Origin of the sequence: Nonomuraea salmonea (genome assembly GCF_042428605.1) — a bacterium.
GTDB classification, from domain to species: Bacteria; Actinomycetota; Actinomycetes; order Streptosporangiales; family Streptosporangiaceae; genus Nonomuraea; species Nonomuraea salmonea.
The window spans coordinates 457,238-471,982 of record NZ_JBHMCF010000038.1 but is presented as its reverse complement, the minus strand read 5'-3'; the positions used below and the strand labels follow the sequence as shown (position 1 = coordinate 471,982).

The 14,745-nt window shown below is 72.2% G+C and carries 15 protein-coding genes; 4 read left to right on the top strand and 11 right to left on the bottom strand.

What is annotated here, in order from left to right:
• The first annotated feature begins 17 nt into the window (after positions 1-17).
• On the top strand, positions 18-1,361 hold the full coding sequence (locus tag ACFFR3_RS34485) for a glycosyltransferase 87 family protein (protein ID WP_379484490.1): 1,344 nt from the start codon (positions 18-20) through the stop codon (positions 1,359-1,361).
• Here the strand turns inward: ACFFR3_RS34485 and ACFFR3_RS34480 are convergent.
• From ACFFR3_RS34480 to ACFFR3_RS34470, 3 genes are read right to left on the bottom strand one after another with little or no spacing between them, the layout of a single operon-like run.
• Complete coding sequence (locus ACFFR3_RS34480; RefSeq protein WP_345392836.1) at positions 1,356-1,967, bottom strand: SAM-dependent methyltransferase; 612 nt, start codon at positions 1,965-1,967, stop codon at positions 1,356-1,358. The two genes, ACFFR3_RS34485 and ACFFR3_RS34480, sit on opposite strands and share 6 nt — an antisense overlap.
• A 43-nt stretch (positions 1,968-2,010) precedes the next feature.
• On the bottom strand, positions 2,011-2,490 hold the full coding sequence (locus tag ACFFR3_RS34475; RefSeq protein ID WP_379484489.1) for a hypothetical protein: 480 nt from the start codon (positions 2,488-2,490) through the stop codon (positions 2,011-2,013).
• Positions 2,487-3,800, bottom strand: coding sequence for a molybdopterin-dependent oxidoreductase (locus tag ACFFR3_RS34470; RefSeq protein ID WP_379484488.1), 1,314 nt, complete (start codon positions 3,798-3,800; stop codon positions 2,487-2,489). The genes ACFFR3_RS34475 and ACFFR3_RS34470 overlap by 4 nt, the downstream gene beginning before the upstream one ends.
• A 235-nt stretch (positions 3,801-4,035) precedes the next feature.
• Here ACFFR3_RS34470 and ACFFR3_RS34465 point away from each other — a divergent pair, with 235 nt between their 5' ends.
• The 3 genes from ACFFR3_RS34465 to ACFFR3_RS34455 all read left to right on the top strand — a co-directional run bounded on the left by ACFFR3_RS34465 (position 4,036) and on the right by ACFFR3_RS34455 (position 6,541).
• Positions 4,036-4,464: an organic hydroperoxide resistance protein gene (locus ACFFR3_RS34465; protein ID WP_345392820.1), complete on the top strand. Its 429-nt coding sequence runs from the start codon at positions 4,036-4,038 to the stop codon at positions 4,462-4,464.
• Between the two features lie 72 nt (positions 4,465-4,536).
• Positions 4,537-5,097, top strand: a complete 561-nt coding sequence (locus tag ACFFR3_RS34460; protein WP_345392817.1) for a hypothetical protein — start codon at positions 4,537-4,539, stop codon at positions 5,095-5,097.
• A gap of 1 nt (position 5,098) precedes the next feature.
• Positions 5,099-6,541: a dihydrolipoyl dehydrogenase family protein gene (locus tag ACFFR3_RS34455; RefSeq protein WP_345392814.1), complete on the top strand. Its 1,443-nt coding sequence runs from the start codon at positions 5,099-5,101 to the stop codon at positions 6,539-6,541.
• Between the two features lie 55 nt (positions 6,542-6,596).
• On the opposite strand, the gene ACFFR3_RS34450 is transcribed toward ACFFR3_RS34455, so the two are convergent.
• Genes ACFFR3_RS34450 through nikB form a run of 8 tightly spaced genes read right to left on the bottom strand, consistent with a single transcriptional unit; the run spans position 6,597 to position 14,656 of the window.
• A complete protein-coding gene (locus tag ACFFR3_RS34450; protein ID WP_345392811.1) occupies positions 6,597-7,790 on the bottom strand; it encodes a phospholipase D-like domain-containing protein in 1,194 nt (397 codons plus the stop codon).
• A 24-nt stretch (positions 7,791-7,814) separates the two neighbouring features.
• Complete coding sequence (locus ACFFR3_RS34445) at positions 7,815-9,326, bottom strand: ABC transporter substrate-binding protein (RefSeq protein WP_345392808.1); 1,512 nt, start codon at positions 9,324-9,326, stop codon at positions 7,815-7,817.
• A gap of 12 nt (positions 9,327-9,338) precedes the next feature.
• Positions 9,339-10,148 carry an endonuclease/exonuclease/phosphatase family protein gene (locus ACFFR3_RS34440; RefSeq protein ID WP_364367953.1) on the bottom strand — a complete coding sequence of 270 codons (810 nt, stop codon included), beginning with the start codon at positions 10,146-10,148 and terminating at the stop codon, positions 9,339-9,341.
• Positions 10,149-10,167: 19 nt separating this feature from the next.
• The gene (locus ACFFR3_RS34435; protein ID WP_364367950.1) at positions 10,168-10,815 is read right to left on the bottom strand and encodes a histidine phosphatase family protein; all 648 of its coding nucleotides are present in this window, start codon (positions 10,813-10,815) and stop codon (positions 10,168-10,170) included.
• Positions 10,812-11,825: an ABC transporter ATP-binding protein gene (locus ACFFR3_RS34430; protein ID WP_364367947.1), complete on the bottom strand. Its 1,014-nt coding sequence runs from the start codon at positions 11,823-11,825 to the stop codon at positions 10,812-10,814. Before ACFFR3_RS34430 ends, ACFFR3_RS34435 begins: the two co-directional genes overlap by 4 nt.
• The gene (locus ACFFR3_RS34425) at positions 11,809-12,813 is read right to left on the bottom strand and encodes an ABC transporter ATP-binding protein (RefSeq protein WP_379484487.1); all 1,005 of its coding nucleotides are present in this window, start codon (positions 12,811-12,813) and stop codon (positions 11,809-11,811) included. Before ACFFR3_RS34425 ends, ACFFR3_RS34430 begins: the two co-directional genes overlap by 17 nt.
• Positions 12,813-13,730: an ABC transporter permease gene (locus tag ACFFR3_RS34420; protein WP_345392796.1), complete on the bottom strand. Its 918-nt coding sequence runs from the start codon at positions 13,728-13,730 to the stop codon at positions 12,813-12,815. The genes ACFFR3_RS34425 and ACFFR3_RS34420 overlap by 1 nt, the downstream gene beginning before the upstream one ends.
• A 2-nt stretch (positions 13,731-13,732) precedes the next feature.
• The gene (nikB, locus tag ACFFR3_RS34415) at positions 13,733-14,656 is read right to left on the bottom strand and encodes a nickel ABC transporter permease (protein WP_345392793.1); all 924 of its coding nucleotides are present in this window, start codon (positions 14,654-14,656) and stop codon (positions 13,733-13,735) included.
• Positions 14,657-14,745 lie beyond the last annotated feature (89 nt).

The following is a 14,745-nucleotide window of genomic DNA, read 5'->3' as shown; positions in this document are numbered from 1 at the left end:
AGGCGACGCGCGGCGCCGTGCCGTGGGGGTGGGGCGTGGGGGCGGGGGTGCTGCTGCTCGGGCTGGTCGGTGCGCTCGTTCTGACGGTTACGGCGGGATCGCTCACGGGGGACTTCTCGCGGCATATCCGCTGGTATGCGGTGTCCTGGGTGCTGTTCGCGGCGGCCGTGTGGGCGGTGCGCGAGGTGCCGGGGCGGTGGGCGGTGTTCCTGCTGGTCGCGGGGGCCGTCTTCGTACCCGCCACGGGGTTGCTCGCGCCGCCGACCACCAGCACCGACTCCTACCGGTACGTCTGGGACGGGCGGGTGCAGGCGGCGGGCATCTCCCCGTACGCGCACGCGCCCGGCGACCCCGCCCTCGCCCCGCTGCGCGACCCCTGGCTGTTCCCGAGGGGCACGGCCTGCCACCACCCCTACCGGTACCCGGTCCACGACCCCGAGGGCTGCACCCGCATCAACCGTCCGGCCGTCCACACCGTCTACCCGCCCCTGGCGGAGGCGTACTTCCTGGTCGTGCACCTGCTTTCGCCCGACGCGAGCCGCCACAAGGCGCTCCAGGCAGGCGGCGCGCTGCTGGCAGTGGGGACGTCGCTGGCCCTGCTCGCGGCGCTGCGCGGGCGCGGGCGGGATCCCGTCACGGCGGCGTGCTGGGCGTGGTGCCCGGCCGTGCCGCTCGAAGCGGTCAACAACGCCCACGTGGACGTGCTCGGCGTGCTGCTCACCGTGCTCGCCCTGGGGGTCGTCACGCGCGGCAGGGGCGCGCTGCTCGGGGCGGCGATCGCGGTCAAGTTCGTGCCCGCGCTGGCGGTGCCGGGCGCGCTGTCCGGGCTGCTCGCCGGGGGAGTGCCACTGCGGCGGCGGGTACGCGACGCGGCGGCGGTCCTCGTCCCCGCCGCGCTCGTCGTCGCCCTCGCCTACCTCCCGTACGCGCTCACGTCCGGCGCCTCCGTCCTCGGCTACCTGTCCGGCTACTTGGACGAGGAGGGCTACGCGAGCAGCGGCGGCACCCGGTACGCGCTGCTGCGCCTGCTCCTGCCCGACGCGGCGGCGCCGGCGGCGGCGCTCGCGGTCCTCGCGGTCACGGCCCTGCTCGTGCTCCGCCGCGCCGACCCCGACCGGCCGTGGCAGGGGGCGCTGGTGGTGACGGGGGTGGCGTTCCTGGCGTTCACGCCGGGCTACCCCTGGTACGCCCTGCTGGTCGTGGCGCTGGTCGCGCTGGACGGCCGGTGGGAGTGGCTGGGCGTCCCGCTCGCCGGGGCCGCCGCCTACCTGGGCATCCAGCAAGACGTCGGTACGGTGGCGTACGCGCTGGCGGCGATCGCCGTGGTGACGGGAGCCGTCGTCCGCAGGAGCCGGTCATGACAGGGCGGCGAACCATCGCCGGGCCACGCTCCACTGCTCGACGTGCGGGAAACCGCAGCGCCCGGCGAGCGGCCCGATGTCGTCGGCCGAGACGGTGGCCCAGGTGAACCAGTCGCCGGCCCGCCCGCCGTACCGCAGCCTGATCCGGTCGACGGAGCTCTTGGAGCCGGGCGGGCAGACCTCGGTCAGCACCGTCCCGCCGGGCTTGACGAGCTGCCGCATCCGGCGCAGCAGCGCCGCCGGGTCGCCGCCGATGCCGATGTTGCCGTCCGTCAGCAGCGCCTCGGCCCACCGGCCCGCGCCGGGGAGCGGGCCGAAGACGCAACGCTGCAGGGCGAGACCGCCGGCCCGCAGGGTCAGCTCGACGGCGAGCGGCGTGACGTCGATGCCGAGCGCGAACACCCCGCGCCTGGTGAGCGCCACGGTCAGCCGGCCGGGGCCGGAGCCGACGTCCAGGGTGGGGCCGCCGCAGCGGGCCAGCACGCCCTCGTCGCCCTCGATGGGACGCAGCCACCGCTCGGCGCCGAGCGGGGTGACGCGGCCGTCGGCGTACTCGACCTCGACGTACCCGCCGCGCAGGCCGTGCTCGTAGAAGGCGCCGATCATGCCGCTGCGCCGTCCTCGTGGCTCGCGCTCGTCGCGCGGCCGCTCAACGATCCGGCCGTCCCGCGGCCCGCCGCCGCATCGCGTAGAGCAGGCCGGAGCCGGCGAAGAGCACCAGCGTGACGATCGCCCACCGCAGCAGGTAGGGGGCGGTGCTCAGCCCCGCCGCCGTCCGATAGTTGGCCTCGGCCCCGCCCAGGATGAGCGGGAACCACACCAGCAACAGCAGCAGCGACAGCGCGGCGGGCACCCGCACGTGGTTGAGCCACGGGCGACGCCTCCGCCCGCGCAGCGCACCGTCGGCGGCGGTGTAGAGCGGCCACATGACCAGGTCGTGCAGGATGATCGCGCCGACGAACCACACGGCGAACCCCATGAGGATCCCCGCCCCCACCACCCGCGTCAGGGCGTACCCCGCCACCGCGAAGCAGGCCGCGAGCCCGACGAGATGCCACGGCGAGGCACCGTAAACCCGCCGCCACCGACCGCCGGAGGCCCGCCGCCGGTCGGGACCGGGGCCGCTCACGAGAGCTCCTGGTGGAAGTCGAGTCTGTGCACCCACTTGGTGGTGTGCACGCCGGGCGCGTTCGGCACCATGATCCGGGCGGGAAAGCCGTGGTCGAGTGAGAGGTCGGCGCCGTTGACGCGCAGGGCGAGCAGTGAGCGCGGGTCGGCCACCTGGCGGGGGCTGAAGGACGCCGAGCCGAAGTAGCCGACCCGCTGCACCGACGTGGCGGTGACCCCGACCGTCCCCGGCGCGAAGCCGGCCAGCCGGGCCAGGTCGGCCAGCCGGACGCCCGTCCACTCCTGCTCGGTGGACCAGCCCTCCACGCAGGCGATCGGCAGCGCGTACGTGTGCAGCGGCATCGCCAGCAGCTCGGCCCTGGTCAGGGCCACGGGACGAGACCCCGCGAGGGTCAGCCGCCACGCGTCACCGGTGTCGGCAGCGGTCACCCCCAGGCCGGCGGCGGTCTTGTTGATCTGGAAGTCGTTCGGCCCTGGCCCGTAGACGCGGCCGTGCGGCGCGAGCAACGCCGTACGCCGCAGCGGCCCGTCCAGCGTCTGCCCCACCGACAGCCCGAAGATCAGCAGCGACCCGCCACCGACGAACCCCAGCATCCCGCGCCGCGACATCGTCGGCTCGGCCGGGGAGGCCGCCACCAGCCCGTCGGGGTCGGGCGGCTCAGGCCGGGTGTCGGCAAGCCCGGTACGCAGCTCACGCCGGAAGCCCCTGGACCGCAGGGCGCGCGCGGCGGTGGGCAGCTTCACGGCGACGTGCACGACGAGCGCCGCCAGGAAGATCCACGCCCCGTAGAAGTGGGCCGGATAGAAGGAGAACGGGAAGACGTAGAAGAGCTGGATGTTCAGTATCCCGGTGACGAACTGAAAGACCGCCCCACCGACCAGCAGCACCAGGCTGATGCGCTCGACGGCCTGCGACACCGACCGCGCGGGCGGCCAGTCGAACAGCTTGGGGATCACCGACCACAGCTTGGCCAGCAACACCGGCACGAGCGTCAGCCCGAGGATGACGTGCGCCCCCTGGGTGACCCGGTAGAGCCAGGCGGGATCAGTGGGCCACTCGAACAGGTAGAAACCCAGCAGCCCCCTACCCGGGGTGGTGTCGTTGCCCGGCAGCCGCGGCTCGTACGCCGCGTACGACAACAGCCCGGTGACCACGACGACGGCCAGCCCGACCAGCAGCACCATCCCGAACACCGCCGTGAGCCACGGCCCGCGCAGCGGGCTGCGCCAGAACCCCGGACGGAACGGCCCCGGCGGTCCCGTCCGCCACCACCGCGCGAGCCGTCCCGGCGCTTCCCTCTCAGGCGGCATGTCAGGCACTGGCTCCCCCGGACGGTGTCATGCGTTTGCCAGGTGTCCTTACCGAAAGCGTCGTCCTCGATGCCTGACCTCGGTAAACATTGCGCCAGACTGCCCGGGCGCGGCGGCCTGGACGTCGCGCGCGGCCACTTCCAGAGAAGTAGAACGTTCGGTCTTGACGTCTCGGCTCTCCCGGGTGCATGATGTGGGAGATAGAACGTTCGGTCTACCGAAACCGAGGCACACCATGAGCGACACCCTTTACACCGGCATCGCCACCTCCACCGGCGACGGCAGGGCGGGAGGACAGGCCAGGACCAGCGACGGCCTGCTCGACGTCACCCTGGCCATCCCGAAGGAGATGGGCGGCCCCGGCGGCGCCACCAACCCGGAGCAGCTGTTCGCGGCCGGCTGGGCCTCGTGCTTCCACTCGGCGCTCAAGGCCGTCGCCGCGCAGCGGAAGACCCCGGTGACCGACTCCGCCGTGATCGCCGAAGTGCAGGTGCACCCGACCCCGGAGGGCGGGTTCACGCTCAGCGCCGCCCTGCACGCCGAGCTGTCCGGCATCGAGCAGGAGGTGGCCGACCAGCTCGTCGAGGCCGCCCACGCGATCTGCCCTTACTCCAACGCCACGCGCGGCAACATCCCGGTCACCGTGGACGCGACCGTCGCATGAACCCGGCGGCCGGGCCGTGACGGACCCACCGGCCCGGCCGCCTCTCCCATCCGACCCCCTGAAAGGATCATCGTGACCACCGTCGACACGCCCGCCACCACCAGCAGCGTCGCCCAGGCCCTGCGCAAGCTCTACTTCGTGCGCTTCGCCTTCCAGCTCGTCTGGGCCGGCCTGGTGTTCGCCACCGCCTCCCAGCTCGGCCCGCTCGGCATTGCCCTCGTCGTCATCTACCCGCTGTTCGACGTGGGCGCGGCCATCGTGGACGCCCGCTCGTCCAAGGCCGCGGGCACCCCCTACGGCCTGTACGTCAACATCGCCATCAGCACCCTGGCCGCCATCGGCCTGGGCGTCGCCGGCACCGCCGGCGTCCCCGGAATCCTGCGGGTGTGGGGTGTCTGGGCCATCGTCTCCGGGATCGTCCAGCTCGTCGTGGGCGTCGTCCGGCGCAAGATGGGCGGCCAGTGGCCGATGATTCTCAGCGGCGGCATCTCCGTCCTGGCCGGCGCCTCGTTCTTCATGGGCGCCGCCGCGCCGAACCCGATGCTCACCAACATCGCGGGTTACGCCGTCCTCGGCGGCATCTTCTTCCTGATCTCCGCCCTGCGCCTCGGCCGCGCCGCGAAGGGAAAGTGACATGGACACCACCACCACGTACGACGTCATCGTCATCGGCGCGGGCCCGGTAGGGGAGAACGTGGCCGACCGCGTCGTCCAGGGCGGGCTGACCGCCGCCATCGTCGAGCGCGAGCTGGTCGGCGGCGAGTGCTCCTACTGGGCGTGCATGCCGACCAAGGCGCTGCTGCGCAGCGCCGCTGCACTCAGGGCGGCCCGGCAGGTGCCGGGGGCGCGCGAGGCGGTGACCGGCGACCTCGACGTGGCCGCCGTCCTGCGCCGCCGTGACTCCTTCGCCTCCAACTGGCAGGACGACGGCCAGGTGGCCTGGCTCGGCCAGGCCGGCATCGCGCTCCATCGCGGGCAGGGCAGGATCACCGGGGAGAAGACCGTCGAGGTGCGCGGCGACGGCACCGTCACGACGCTGACCGCGCGGCACGCCGTCGTCGTCGCGACCGGCAGCGGCGCGCTGGTCCCCGACATTCCCGGCCTGCGCGAGTCGTCCCCGTGGACGAGCCGCGAGGCCGTCGCCGCGAGCGCCGTGCCGGGCAGGCTCGCGATCATCGGCGCCGGTGTCGTGGCGTCGGAGCTGGCCACCGCGTTCGCCGCGTTCGGCTCGTCGGTGACGGTGCTGGCCCGTGACGGCGTGCTGCCCCACGCCGAGCCGTTCGCCGGTGAGCGGGTGGCCGAGGCGCTGCGCGAGGCGGGCGTCTCCGTACGGATCGGCGCGGAGACCGCCTCCGTCAAGCGCGACGGCGACGGCAAGGTGCACCTCACCCTCACCGACGGCGAGCAGGTCGAGGCCGACGAGGTGCTCGTCGCGACCGGCCGCGTCCCCAACACGCAGGACATCGGGCTGGACACCGTCGGCCTGACACCGGGCTCCTGGCTCACCGTGGACGACACGCTGCGCGTCCTCGGCGCCGGCGGCACCCCGGTCGGGGACGGCTGGCTCTATGCGGCAGGCGACGTCAACCGCCGCGTCCTGCTCACCCACCAGGGCAAGTACCAGGCCCGCGCGGTCGGCGACGCCATCGTGGCCAGGGCGAAGGGCGAGCGGGTCGAGGACGGCCGCTGGGGCCGGCACGCCGCCACCGCCGACGCACGCGCCGTGCCTCAGGTCATCTTCACCGAGCCGGAGATCGCCTCCGTGGGCCTCACCGCCGCCGCCGCCGCGGAGGCGGCCGGCATCAGGACCCGCGTCATCGACTACGACCTCGGCGCCGTCGCCGGCTCCGCGCTGCACGCCGAGGGGTTCAAGGGCCAGGCCCGCATGGTCGTCGACGAGGACCGCAAGGTGATCGTCGGCTTCACGCTCGTCGGGCCGGACGTCGCCGAGCTGCTGCACGCCGCCACCATCGCGATCGTCGGCGAGGTGCCGCTGGACCGGCTCTGGCACGCGATCCCGTCGTACCCCACGGTCAGCGAGGTCTGGCTGCGGCTGCTCGAAGCCTACGGCCGCTGACCCGCCGCGGCTCGTCCCGCCGGGAGGGGGCGGCGGAACGAGCCGGCGGGCACGCTCAGGCTTGCGGCGTCACCCCGGCCTCCCACAGCCGGGCGAAGTTGGCCGCGTACGCCGCGACGACGCCGCGCTCGGACAGCTCGACCATCGCCTCGTCGTTGCGCCGCAGCGAGGTGGCGTTGAAGTTGTGGCTGCCGGTCAGCACCCAGCCTCGGCCGGAACCGGGGCCGGTCGAGTCGGTGACCACCATGTACTTGGAGTGGATGCGGCCGGCGGGCGTCTTGCCGTCGAGCACCCGCCGCTGCACGCCGGCGGCGTCCAGCGCGGCGGTGACCTCGGCGTCGGCGAGCCCGTGCACCACCCGCACCTCGCAGCCCGCCGCCACCAGCTTCGCCAGCTCGTCCACGATGGCCAGGCGGGTGCCGTCCCACTCGGACTGGCCGATCTCGACGCTGGTGCGGCCCTTGGTCTTGCAGCCGACCTCGGCGAGCCGCTGCGCGATCGGGTCGCGGTCGGCGACCGGGTAGAACTGGGCGGTGACCTTGCCGGCCGGCCCGCCGGTGACGACCGTGGTGTCGTAGTCGGGGTTCTGCACCTCGGCGGCCAGGTCGTCGAAGTACTTCCCGTAGCCCTGGAAGAGCCCCCGGTTGCCGGGCAGCACGACCAGGTTGTTCCAGTAGCTGGTGGAGTTGACGTCGGTGATGTTGTTGGACGCCTGGACGACGACGTCGCGCCGGCCGCCGGTCTCCGAGAACAGCGAGAACTTGTTGTGCATGCCCTTGGTGCCCTGGCAGGAGGAGGTGTTGCCCTCCGGGCTCAGGTGGCCGCAGACGTGCACCCACGACGTGGCCGACTTGTCGGTGCCGAGCGTGGTGATCAGCTCCTGCGCGGCCGGGTTGTCGATCTGGTAGCCGTCGATGACCATGCGCACCTCGACGCCGCGGCGGTAGGCGTCGAGCAGCACGGCCACGTAGTCGGCGCCGGCGTCGCCCGAGATGACGAACTCGGCGATCTCGATGGACGATCCGGCGGGCGCCTGCTTGATGAGCGAGCAGAGGCGCTCCACGACGGCGGTAGCGGTGCCCGCGACCGGGTCGTTGAACGCGGCGCCGGTCTCGACCGGCACGGTCGCGGCATTGCGGCACGCGCTGCGGGCCGGCTCGGGGAGCGCGGCCTGCGCCGCCGTCGGCTGCACCGACAGGGTCACCGCGGCGGCCAGGCCGGCGATCAGGAGGGAACGCTTACGAGGCATGGGGGGTCTCCAAGATGGGGAAGGTCAGCCGACGGATACCTGCGAGAAGTCCGGCCGTCCGCTGGCCGGCATCTCCAGGCCCTTGACGTCGTCGCGGACGGCGTAGTTGTTCTTGAGGTCCACCGGGTAGAGGCCGACCGCGTCATCCCAGATGATCTTGGCGGCCTGGGCGTACAGGGTCTTGCGCTCCTCCTGGTCGAGCGACTCGCGCGCCTTGCCGAGCACCTTGTCCAGGTCCTTGTTGCAGTAGCCCATGCGCTTGGCGTCGCAGTTGTAGAGGCGGTTGAGGGTGAAGTCGGCGTCGCCGGTGCCGGTGGTGTTGGTCTGCAGGTTCATGTCCCAGTTGAGGGAGTTGAGGTCCTTCAGCCAGGTCGCCCGCTCCTTCTCCTGCGGCTGCACCTTGATGCCGACCTTCTCCCAGGCCGAGATGAACGCCTGCGCCATGGGCCTGATGTTCGGCCCGCCCTCCAGCGGCCACTGGACCGTGGTCGTGATGCCCTGCGGGTAGCCGGCCTCGGCGAGCAGCTTCTTCGCCAGCTCAGGGTCGTACGAGTACGGCTCCAGCTGCGCCGCCCCGAAGACCGCCTGCGTGATCGGCGCCTGGCCGACCGCGCCGAGGTCGCCGAACAGGTCGCCGACGATGCTCTTCACGTCCACCGCGTGCAGCATGGCCTGGCGGACCTTGACGTTGTCGAACGGCTTGTTGTTCTGGTTGAACCACAGGAAGTAGTAGTTGTAGCTGGGGCCGTTGCCGTACGCGATGCCGGGCACGTCCTGCACCTCGGGCACCTGGTCCGGCGGGATCGCGGCCAGCACGTCCACCTCGTCGTTGTTCAGCGCGGTGATCCTGGCCGAGACCTCCGGCATGTTGAGGATCTCCAGCCGGTTCACCTTGGCCTTGGCGCCCCAGTACTTGTCGTTGCGGGTGAGCACGACCTTGTCGTCGGGGCTGAAGGAGTCGAACACGAACGGCCCGGTGCCGATGGGCTTCTGCCAGTACGCGTCGCTGGTCACCTTGTCGCCCTGGCCGATGAAGACCAGGGACAGCGTGCTGGGCAGGGTGCCGAGCGGCGACGAGGTCTTGAACGTCACCGTGTGGTCGTCGGTGGCCTCGATCTCCTCGATGCCGGTGAGCAGCGGGGTCAGCGAGCCCTTGAGGTCGATCAGCCGCTGGACCGAGCCCTTGACGTCCTTGGCGGTGAACGGGGTGCCGTCGGTGAAGGTCACCCCTTCGCGCAGGTGGAACACCCAGGTCTTGTCGTCGGGGCTCTCCCACGACGTGGCGAGCTTCGGCTCCGGCTTGCCGTCCTTCATGACGGTCAGCGTCTCGAGGCTCTGCTGGACCGTGGTCTGCACCGCCTCCTCCGCCGGGTACTGCTGGACGTCCAGCGAGACGGGGAACAGCTGCGGCGCGTAGCGCAGCACCTGCTCGCCGCCGGCGGAGTCACCGGTGCCGCCGGAGCCGCCGCAGGCCGCGAGGCCGAGCGCCAGGGCGGCTGCGACGAGACAGCCCATGGCCCGGGATCGTGAGATCATTGCCTCTCTCCTTCATTTCGTTCTGGCTACAGCCGCGGCGGGCGACAGGGTGAAGGTCGCCGCGACGGGCTTGTGGTCCGACGGCGCGTTCCCGGCGGAGAAGAAGTCGACGACCTCGCTGGCCCTGGTGACCACGGGGCCACGGGAGAAGATCCAGTCGATGGCCTTCGACGGTGACATCAGCGGTGAAAGCCGTGTCCCGCGCTCGGCGACCCACGGCATCGGCGAGACGGGGTGGGTGACCGGCGAGGTGCGGCCGAGCGCGGTGAACGAGTCGAGGAAGCCGCCGTTGCCGAGCGCCCACAGCGGCGCTCCGATGTCGTTGATGTCCACCGTGAACAGGCAGGCCGCGTCTCCGGCGATCTCGTCGAGCGCCGCGACCACCCGCTCGGCCTGGCCGGCGCGCAGGTTGCGGCCGTCGGCCCGCTCCTGGGGGTGGCCTGGCCAGGTCAGGTGCGCGGTGGAGAACACCAGCGGCTCGGCGCCGGCGGTCCTCGGCCGCAGCCGCACCCAGAACAGCTCGGCGTGCTCGGCGAGGATGCCGACGTCGCGGGTGCCGTACTCGACGAGCTCGAACAGCTCCTCCCGCCACCACAGGTTGCTCTGCGTGCCCCAGCCGGGGAAGTCGTCGTGCACCCGCGCGTGGCCCGGCAGCATCTCGTCCACCACCGCGCGCGAGCGGGGGCGCAGCTCCTGGGTCGCGAGCAGGTCGGGCGGCCGGGTGGCGAACAGGTCGCGGATCGCCGGCTCTCGCTGCTCCAGGTGCGCGTCGCCCCACAGGTTGTAGGTCATCGCGACGAAGGTGAACGATCCGGTCAGCATGCTGGGAAGGTCCTTCCGATCAGTCGGTACGCGTGGCGTGCGCCGCCCACGCGGTCGGCGCGTTGTACTCGGCCACCGCGTTGCCCCGCTCGCCCGCGTAGCCGATGACCGTCAGCGAGGTGTTCACCGGCGGGGCGAAGCTGAGGTGGCCCGGCTCGGGCAGGCCCAGCGCGGCGGCCGCGGCGACCCTGATGGGCCCGCCGTGGCAGAACACGATGACGGTCGCGCCGGGTCCGGCCTTGGCGGCGGCGTCGACGAGCGCGGCCCACACGCGCCGGCGCAGGTCGGCGAAGGTCTCGCCGCCGCCCCTGCGCGGGTCGCCGCCGCGCGCGGCCTCGGCGAGGACGTCCGGGTGCTCTGCGGCGATCTCGGTGAACGTGCGGCCGACCCAGGTGCCGATGTCGGCCTCGCGCAGCCGGGCGTCCTTCTCGGCCTCCATGTCGAGGTGGCGCAGGTACGCCTGCGCGGTGTCCCACGCCCTCGGCAGGTCGCTGGAGACGACCAGGTCGGGCTTCGGGAAGCGGGCGAGCAGCGCCGCCGCGGCCACCTCGGCCTGCTCTCTTCCGGTGCCGGTGAGCCCGGAGTCGGCCTGGCCCTGGTAGCGCTCCTCGACGTTCCAGTGCGACTCGCCGTGGCGGACCAGCACCAGGCGTACGGGGGCGGTCATCGGGCACCTGCCGAGGCCGCGGGCAGCTCGGGGAAGTGGCAGGCGGAGACGTGCGCGCTCAGCCGGTCGGTGAGCGCCGGCTCCTCCGTGGCGCACCGCTCCTGCGCCTTCCAGCACCGCGTACGGAACCGGCAGCCGGACGGCGGCGACACCGGTGACGGGATGTCGCCGGTGAGGATGATCTGCTCCCGAGGCGGCGCGGCCCACGGCCTGGTCACCGGCACGGCTGACAGCAACGCCTGCGTGTACGGGTGCTCGGGGGCGGCGAAGATCTCCTCCGTCGTCCCCCGCTCGACCACCTTGCCGAGGTACATCACCGCCACCTCGTCACTGATGTGCCGCACCACCGACAGGTCGTGGGCGATGAACAGGTAGCTGAGCCCCATCTCCTGCTGCAGGTCGACGAGCAGGTTCAGCACCTGCGCCTGCACCGAGACGTCCAGCGCGGAGACCGCCTCGTCGCAGATCACCAGCCGGGGCCGCAGCGCGAGCGCCCGCGCGATGCCGACCCGCTGGCGCTGCCCGCCGGAGAACTGGTGGGGGTAGCGGTCGGCGTGGTCCGGGTTCAGCCCGACTCTGACCAGCAGCTCGCGCGCCTCGGACGCCCACTTGTCGCGGGGCAGCACGCCGGGGTTGACCAGCCAGGCCTCGCTGATGATCTGCTCGACGGTGAGGCGGGGGTTCAGCGACGCGTACGGATCCTGGAAGATCATCTGGATCTGCCTGCGCACCTGTCGCAGCTCGTCGCCCGAGAGGGTCAGCAGGTCCTGGCCGTCGAACAGCACCTGGCCCGACTCCGGCGGCGCGAGGCCGATGACCGTGCGCGCCAGCGTCGTCTTGCCCGAGCCGGACTCGCCGACCAGCCCGAGCGTACGGCCCTTGGGCAGGTCGAACGAGACGCCCGACACGGCGTGCACGGCGCCGATCTTGCGGCGCAGCAGGGAGGAGCGTACGGGGAAGCTGGTGTGCAGGTCCTTGACCGACAGCAGCGGCTCAGCCGGTGACGACATCGGTGACGACCTCCTTCGCGTGGTGGCAGGCGGCGCGGTGCGCAGTGGGGCGGCCCGGCACCGGCGCCAGCTCGGGCCGCTCGGCGCCGCAGAGGTCGGTGGCGAAGCCGCACCGGGGCAGGAACGCGCAGCCCGACGGCAGCCGGGTCAGGTCGGGCGGCGAGCCCTTGATGGGCGTCAGGCGCTCGCGCGGGCCGTCCAGCTCGGGGATCGAGGCCATCAGGCCCCGCGTGTACGGGTGCCCGGTCGTCTCGTAGACCTCCCGCAGGTCGCCGGTCTCGACCACCCGGCCGGCGTACATGAGCTGCACCCGGTCCGCGACGCCGGCCACCACGCCGAGGTCGTGGCTGATGAGGATCATCGCCATGCGGTGCTCCGCCTTCAGCTCCGCGAGCAGCGCCATGACCTGGGCCTGGACGGTGACGTCGAGGGCGGTGGTGGGCTCGTCGGCGATGAGCACGCGCGGCTTCAGCGCGATCGCCATCGCGATCATCACCCGCTGCCGCATGCCGCCGGAGAACTGGTGCGGGTAGTCGTCCACGCGGTGGTCGGGCGCCGGGATGCCCACCCGGTCCATCAGCTCGATCGCCTTGCGCCGCGCCTCGGCCCTGGACAGGCCCTGGCGGCGCCGGAACAGCTCGCCGATCTGCGCGCCGACCCGGAAGACCGGGTTGAGCGAGCTGAGCGGGTCCTGGAAGACCATGGCGAGGTCGGTGCCGTTGAGCTTGCGGGTCTCCGAGCGGGGCAGGGCCAGCAGGTCCCGGCCCGCGTAGACGATCCGGCCGCCGGCGACCTCGCCCGCCGGGCGCGGCACCAGCCCCATCAGGGCCTGGGCGGTGACGCTCTTGCCGCTGCCCGTCTCGCCCAGGATGGCCAGCGTCTCGCCCTCGGCGAGGTCGAAGCTCACCTTGTCGACGGCGGTGATCGTGCCCGCCCTGGTGCGGAACCGTACGGTCAGGTCCTGCACCGACAGCAGGGGGTCGGCCATCACATGCTCCTCAGCCGCGGGTCGAACCGGTCGCGCAGGGCGTCGCCCAGCACGCCGAAGCTGATGACCAGCACGGCCAGGGCGATGCCGGGGATCGTGGAGATCCACCACGCGTTGGACAGGTAGTCCCGGCCGTTGGCGATCGTCATGCCCCAGCTCGGCGTGCTGGCCGGGGTGCCGAGGCCCAGGAAGCTCAGTGACGCCTCGGCCAGGATCACGTGGCCGAGCTCGACGGTGGCGACCACCAGGATCGGCGCGATCATCGACGGCAGGATGCTGCGGGTCAGCAGGTGCCAGGTCCGCGCGCCGAGCGTGCGGGTGGCGTCCACGAAGTCCCTGTTCTTGAGCCCGAGCACCTGGCTGCGGGTCACCCGCGCGAACGTCACCCAGTTCGAGATGGACAGGACGATGACGACGTTCACCACGCTCGGCCCGAGGATCGCCGCGATGAGGATGGCGAGCAGGATCGACGGGAACGTGAGCTGCACGTCGGCGAGGCGCATGAGCACCATGTCGAGCCAGCCGCCGAAATAGCCCGCCGCGATGCCGGCGGCGACGCCGATGACGCCGGCCAGCACCAGCGTGGCCACGCCGACGGTGATCGACACCCGCGCGCCCTGCATCATCTGGGCGAGCACGTCCTGGCCGACCTGGTCGGTGCCGAAGAGGGCGAGCTGGCCGTTCGGCAGCGTGGTGCCGGGCGGTTTCAGCCGGGCGCTCAGGTTCGTCGCGACCGAGTCGTACTTCAGCAGGATCGGGCCCACGATGGCGGCGAGCACGTAGAAGCCGATCACCGACAGCGAGACGATGATGCGCAGCCGTCCGAGCTTCACCCGGGTCTTGCCGGGGCGGGGCGCGGGCGTGTCCGCCGGCGCGATCGGGCCGTCGGCGAGCACCTGGTCCATTGGCCTGTCCATGGTCACCGTCCCAGCCGGATGCGCGGGTCGAGGTAGCCGTACAGGACGTCCACGACCAGGTTGATCAGGACGAACCCGCCGGCGATCAGCAGGATCGAGGCCTGCACGACGTTGTAGTCGCGGGCCGAGATGGAGTCGATGAGCAGCCGCCCGACGCCGGGCCAGGAGAAGACCGTCTCGACGATGACCGCGCCGCCGAGCAGCTTGCCGAACTCCAGGCCGGCCACCGTCACGATCGGGATGATCGCGTTGCGGATGGCGTGCAGGAAGATGACCACCCGCTCCGACAGGCCCTTGGCCCGCGCGGTCTGGATGTAGTTCTCGTGCACGACGTCGAGCAGGCCGCTGCGGGTCAGCCTGATCTGGATCGCGATCAGCGGCAGCGCCAGCGTGATGCCCGGCATGATCAGCTTGTCCAGCCCGCCGTGACCGCCGCTCGCGAAGATGTGCAGCTGCCGGGCGAAGACCAGGATGAACATGATGCCGATCCAGAACGACGGCATCGACTGGGCGAGCAGCGCGAACACCGACACGATGCGGTCGGCCAGCCGGTTCACCCGCAGCGCGCCGACGACGCCGAGCGCGATGCCCAGCACCATGCCGATCACCATCGCCACGACGGCCAGCTGCAGGGTGAGCGGGAACCTGTCCAGCACCAGCCCCATCGCGTCGGCGTGGTAGCGGTAGGAGTCGCCGAAGTCGAAGCGGGCCACGTCGGCCAGGTAGATCCCGTACTGCACGAGCATGGGCTGGTTGAGGCCCATCTGCTCGCGCAGCTCCGCGATCTCGACCGGTGTGGCGTCGGAGCCGAGGATGAGCAGGGCGGGGTCGCCGGGCACCAGCCGCAGCACCAGGAAGACGATGGTGACGGCGCCCCACAACACGAACACGGCGAAGAGCGTGCGCCGGATGAGGTACGCGGTCATGGCCGGCCCGATCGCTGTCGGTCGGCATCCCGTTTCAGCATCGACAGGCAACTCCTGATCGAGCCACGACGCCCGTGGGCGTATGGCGG